The 5072-nt window shown below is 65.6% G+C and carries 4 protein-coding genes; 2 read left to right on the top strand and 2 right to left on the bottom strand.

All coding sequences use genetic code 11. From position 1 onward, the window contains the following. The coding region (locus BLX41_RS05510; protein ID WP_259744452.1) for an efflux RND transporter permease subunit at positions 1–2607 on the top strand (2607 nt) is incomplete at its 5' end. 105 nt (positions 2608–2712) lie between these two features. On the opposite strand, the gene BLX41_RS05505 is transcribed toward BLX41_RS05510, so the two are convergent. Further along, positions 2713–3513: a helix-turn-helix transcriptional regulator gene (locus tag BLX41_RS05505; RefSeq protein WP_123724084.1), complete on the bottom strand. Its 801-nt coding sequence runs from the start codon at positions 3511–3513 to the stop codon at positions 2713–2715. Between the two features lie 414 nt (positions 3514–3927). Between BLX41_RS05505 and BLX41_RS34540 the strand changes: the two genes are divergently transcribed. Then, entirely contained in the window at positions 3928–4062 is a 135-nt protein-coding gene (locus BLX41_RS34540; protein WP_259744450.1) for a hypothetical protein, read from the top strand. A 71-nt stretch (positions 4063–4133) separates the two neighbouring features. Here the strand turns inward: BLX41_RS34540 and BLX41_RS05500 are convergent, their stop codons facing one another. Then, positions 4134–4922 carry a helix-turn-helix transcriptional regulator gene (locus BLX41_RS05500; protein WP_123724083.1) on the bottom strand — a complete coding sequence of 263 codons (789 nt, stop codon included), beginning with the start codon at positions 4920–4922 and terminating at the stop codon, positions 4134–4136. Positions 4923–5072 lie beyond the last annotated feature (150 nt).

Here is a 5072-nt window from a genome sequence, read left to right as displayed (position 1 = left end):
CTGCTTGCGGTGCCCGGGGTGCAGAAAGTCCAGCGCCTGGGGGGCGTCGAGCGCGAGGTCAAGGTCGAGCTGCAGGCCGAGCGCCTGCAGGCCCTGGGGATCACCGCCGAGCAGGTCAACAGGCAACTGGTGCAGACCAACATCAACGTCCCCGGCGGCCGCACCCGGCTGGACAACAATGAGCAGTCCATACGCACCCTGGGCAGTGCGCTGACGGTGGAGGCCCTGGGCAACACCCCCATCGCCCTGTCCGAGGGCCGCTGGGCACGGCTGGGGGAACTGGCCAGGGTGTATGACGGCGCCAGTGAAGCCCGTTCCCGGGCCCGGCTCAACGGCGAGGAAGTGGTGGGTTTTGCGGTGTTCCGCGCCAAGGGCTCCAGCGACACCCTGGTGGCTGCAGGCGTCGCAGCGGCCCTCCAGCGCCTGCAGGCCCAGAACCCGGACGTGGAGATTCACCCGATCTCGTCCTCGGTGGACTACACCCTGGCCAGCTACGACGCGGCGATCATGACCCTGATCGAGGGCGCGCTGCTGACCATCCTGGTGGTCTTCGTGTTCCTCAGAAGCTGGCGCGCCACCCTGGTGGCGGCCATTGCCCTGCCGTTGTCGATCCTGCCGACCTTCGTCGTCATGGCCCTCTTCGGCTACTCGTTGAACAGCATCACCCTGCTGGCCCTGACCCTGGTGATCGGCATCCTGGTGGACGACGCCATCGTCGAGATCGAGAACATCGAGCGCCACCTGGAGCAGGGCAAGCGCCCCTACCAGGCGGCCATCGATGCCAGCGACGCCATCGGCTTTGCAGTGGTGGCGATCACTGCCACCATCGTTGCCGTGTTCCTGCCGGTGAGTTTCATCGGCGGCTTCGTCGGCCAGTATTTCACCCCGTTCGGCATCACGGTCTCGGCGGCGGTGCTGGCTTCGCTGCTGGTGGCGCGCCTGGTGACGCCGCTGATGGCCGCCTACCTGCTCAAGCCCAAGGCGCCTTCCCGGCATGGCGCGCACCCGCCCGCACCCAGCGGGTTGCTGGCGCGCTATCTGAGACTGCTGGAGTGGGCCCTGAAGCACCGGCGCAAGAGTCTGGGCATTGCCGGGCTGTTCCTGATCGGTTCGTTCGCTCTGGTGCCGCTGCTGCCTTCGGGGTTCATGCCGGTCAATGACATCAGCCTGTCGCGCATCGACGTGTCCTTGCCCCCCGGCAGCTCCCTGGCCCGCACCGACAAGGTGTTGTCCGGCATGGCCGAGCAGTTGCGCCAGCGGCCCGAAGTGCTGTCGGTGTTTGTCACCGCCGGTGGCGAGGATTCCTCCGGGGCCACCGATGTGGCCACCGCCCAGCTCCTGGTCCGGCTGGTGCCGCCGGACCAGCGCAAGCTCAGCCAGAAGGCCTTCGAGCAATCCCTGCGGCCGTTGCTCAACGGCTTTGCCGACTTGCGCTACGCGTTTCGCGGCGAGAGCGCGGCCCGGGACATTTCGATCATCCTGGTGGGCGCCGAGGGGCAGGCACTGAGCCGGGCCGCCCATGCCCTGCAGCGAGAGATGCGCGGCATCGAGGGCATCGCCAACGTCCAGGTGAACGAGCCGTTGCTGCGCCCGGAACTGCTGATCCAGCCCCGGGTGGATGAAGCAGCCCGGGCCGGGGTCAGCCCCCTGGCCATCGGCAGCGTGGCGCGGATCGCCACCGTGGGCGAGATCAACGCCAGTTCGGCACGCTTCAATTTCCATGACCGCCAGGTGCCGATCCGGGTGCTGCTGCCGGCCATCGAGCAGGGCGACCTGAATGCCCTGAACAACCTCGGCGTCAGCAGCGACAGCGGCAAGGTGCTGCCCCTGAGCGCGGTGGCCGATATCGGCTACGGCAGTGGGCCGGCGCGGATCGAACGCTTCTCGCGGCTGCGCCGGGTCTCGGTGGACGCCGATCTGGCGGGGCTTAGCCTGGGCGCGGCCCTGGAAGCCATCGACCAACTGCCGGCCCTGGACCCGCTGCCCGAGGGCGTGCGGCGGGTCGAGTATGGCGATGCGGAATACATGAACGAGATGTTCGACAAGTTCGGTGTGGCCATGGGGCTGGGCATCATGATGGTGTTTGCGGTGCTGGTGCTGCTGTTTCGTGACTTCCTGCAGCCGCTGACCATCCTCGTCGCGCTGCCGCTGTCCATCGGCGGAGCCCTTGGCGGACTGCTGCTGTATGGCGCGGCCATCGACTTGCCGGTGGTTATCGGTCTGCTGATGCTGATGGGCATCGTCACCAAGAACTCGATCCTGATGGTGGAGTTCACCATTGAGAACCGCCGCGCCGGCTTGTCCCGGCACCAGGCCCTGATCCAATCGGGAGCCGAGCGTGCCCGGCCGATCATCATGACCACCATCGCCATGGTCGCGGGCATGCTTCCGGCGGTATTCAGCAGCGGAGCCGACGCGGGATTCCGCGCGCCCATGGCTGTGGCAGTCATTGGTGGGCTGATCACCTCGACCCTGTTGAGCCTGGTGCTGGTGCCGGTGGTCTTCAGCTACATGGACGACCTGAACCAGTGGCTGGCGCCGCGCCTGGCACGGCTGACATCGGTCACTCCAGAGGACCGTGCTGCAGCGCGGCCACCGCAACCTTGAGGCTCAACCCCAGGCCGGCGTCAGGGTCGTACTTCGGAGCGGGCCAGGCTCGCTGCTTCGCTCCAGGCGCCCCCCAGGGCCCGCATGCCTTCGGGGAACCGCGCCTCAGGCGCCGACCATCCACTTGGCCAGGCCGTGGCGGCCACTGACCCCGAGCTTGGCGGCGGCACGCTTGAGGTAGGTTTCGATGGAGCTGTTCTTGACGCTCAGGCGCTGGGCCATTTCCGGCACCGTACCTCCAGTCAACAGTCCCAGACACACTTCTTTTTCCCGGGCCGAAAGGCTGATGTCCCCCAGGGACAGGCGCTCGTCGAACTCCCGTTGCAGGGGTGTCTGCCGGCGCGCATCCAGGGGGCGGGTGCTCCAGCTGCGCAGGTTCTTCAGGGCCTGTTGCCGATGCAGTTGGGCATGGCGCTCCAACAGCGGCAGCAGGGTCGCCGACAGGCTCTTGAGAAAGGACAGTTCGGCCAGGGAGAAACCGCCCTGGGAGGGTTCGCGGTAGAGGGTAATGACACAGCGGCGGTTGGCTTTGCGCGAGACCAGATGGCATTGGTGCGGGGTGTTGCGCGAAGGCCCGTACTGGACCTGGGCATTCATCTGAATCAGCAGCGAGTCGTCCATTTCCAGCATCTTGTGCAGCAGGGGATCGTGGCGTCGTGGGGGCTCCGGCAGGGGCAGGTCCTCCTGCAGCCCGGCTCGCCCCAGCAGGGTGATCGACAGGGGGCTGGCCTGGCGTTCATCGAGGTTCCACTCGCTGAGCAGCAACTGGGTGACCGGCACCAGTTTGTCCACCAGTTGCAGCATGTCCCGGGCGAATCCGCAATGGCCGGTACTGGAGATCAGTTGCCCCAGTTCGAAGTAGAAGGGTGGAGTTTCCATGTTGGCGATACTGCTGGTCAGACCCATATCCTTATCATCCTTGATCGAGACAAATCGCTGATCGAAACGCGGTTGCTACAGTGCTCCGCAGCCCAGTGTTCGTGAACCTGATCGAGTCGGAAAAGTCCGATTTAAGCCTAAGAAATTACTTTGCGTCTGTAGGGGTAAACCGGGACACACAGGCCGCGCCAGAGCGCTGGCGTCGTATCCCCGATAATCCGGCAACAGGCTCGCAACCCCCGTTGCTGTTCGTCCTCGTGGTTCTGCAAGTCACTGTAACCACAGGCTCATCTGGCCTGGCGGGAGGGCAGGCGAGGCCAGGAGCCTCGTGTACGGGTAGTCAATGTCCTACAGCCATTTCAGTCGATCCGCAGCAGCATCACTGGGACCGCGGATGAAGCCGCCGCTGTCATCGGCTACCTGTTCATCAAGGAATGGGAAATGGTGTTGTCCATGGGCTCGATCGTCACTGCGTTCGCCTGTTCGACCCTGATCGGCATCGTCTTCGGCTTCGGCTTCGTTCCGGCGCGCAATGCCGCCCGGCTGGACCCGATCGAGGCCCTGGCCAGGGATTGACCGGCCCACACACGGAACCGCCGGCACTGGGGCCGGCGGGGTCGGGTTACGGGGTCAAGGCCGGTGTCGGATCAGGCCGGCGCGCCATCGCCGGTGCCCGGCGCGTCTTCCTGGGGCGAGTACATCCAGCGCAGCAGAGAGTGGCGACCACTGATGCCGAGCTTGATGGCGGCGCGCTTGAGGTAGCTCTCGACGGTATTGACCTTGAGCTCGAGCTGCTCGGCCAGCTGCGGTGCGGTGCGTCCGGCCAGCAGCCCGACACAGACTTCCAGCTCGCGGTTGGACAGGCGCAGTCCGGACTGCTCCAGGCGCTCGGCAAAGCGCTGGCGCAAGGTCGCCAGGCCCTCGATGGCGGCGCGGTCCTGCGCGGCAGAGTCGCTGCGCGGCTGCAGGGCGCTGATGTGGTGTTCCACCATGGGCAGCAGCAGCGGCGAGATGTCCTCCAGCAACAGGCGTTCCTGGGGGGAAAAGCTCTGGGCCTGGCTGCTGCGGTACACCGACAGCACGAAGTGATACGAATCCTTGCGACCGGTCAGGTGCAATTGCGCCGGGTCCGCGTTGCCCCGGTGCCGCAGCAGCGGCGGGCTGCCGCAGGGTTCGTCGGGCTGCTCGGGAAAGCCGGCGCGCAGCAGTGGGTCGTTGCTGGCGTGCAGATCGCTGTACAGCGGGTGACGGCTCTGCATCAGGGTATTGCCGGTTCTGCCGCTGGCCTGTTGCGGGTCGGCCCGCAGTTGGGTGATGTGAGTGGCGTCCACAGCCAGTTGGGTGAGTATCAGGTCGTGCAGCATGCGCGGGAAACTGCGGCTGCCGGTACTGGCGATGACCTTACCAATGTGTGGAAACAGTACTTGTGAGTTCATCATTTCATCCATGAATGTGAAGGTGTGGAAGGACTGCCTTATAACAACGAGTTTGGGGCGCGCTTGATTTACCTCCGGTTTGCGCGGATCGACAAAGGGTCGCCACGTATCCTAGTACAGGGCTGCGATGGCTGTTTGATGAAGTGCGCA

It is taken from the genome of Pseudomonas protegens, assembly GCF_003732485.1.
Taxonomy (GTDB): Bacteria; Pseudomonadota; Gammaproteobacteria; order Pseudomonadales; family Pseudomonadaceae; genus Aquipseudomonas; species Aquipseudomonas protegens_B.
This window is presented reverse-complemented; position numbering and strand designations above follow the sequence as displayed.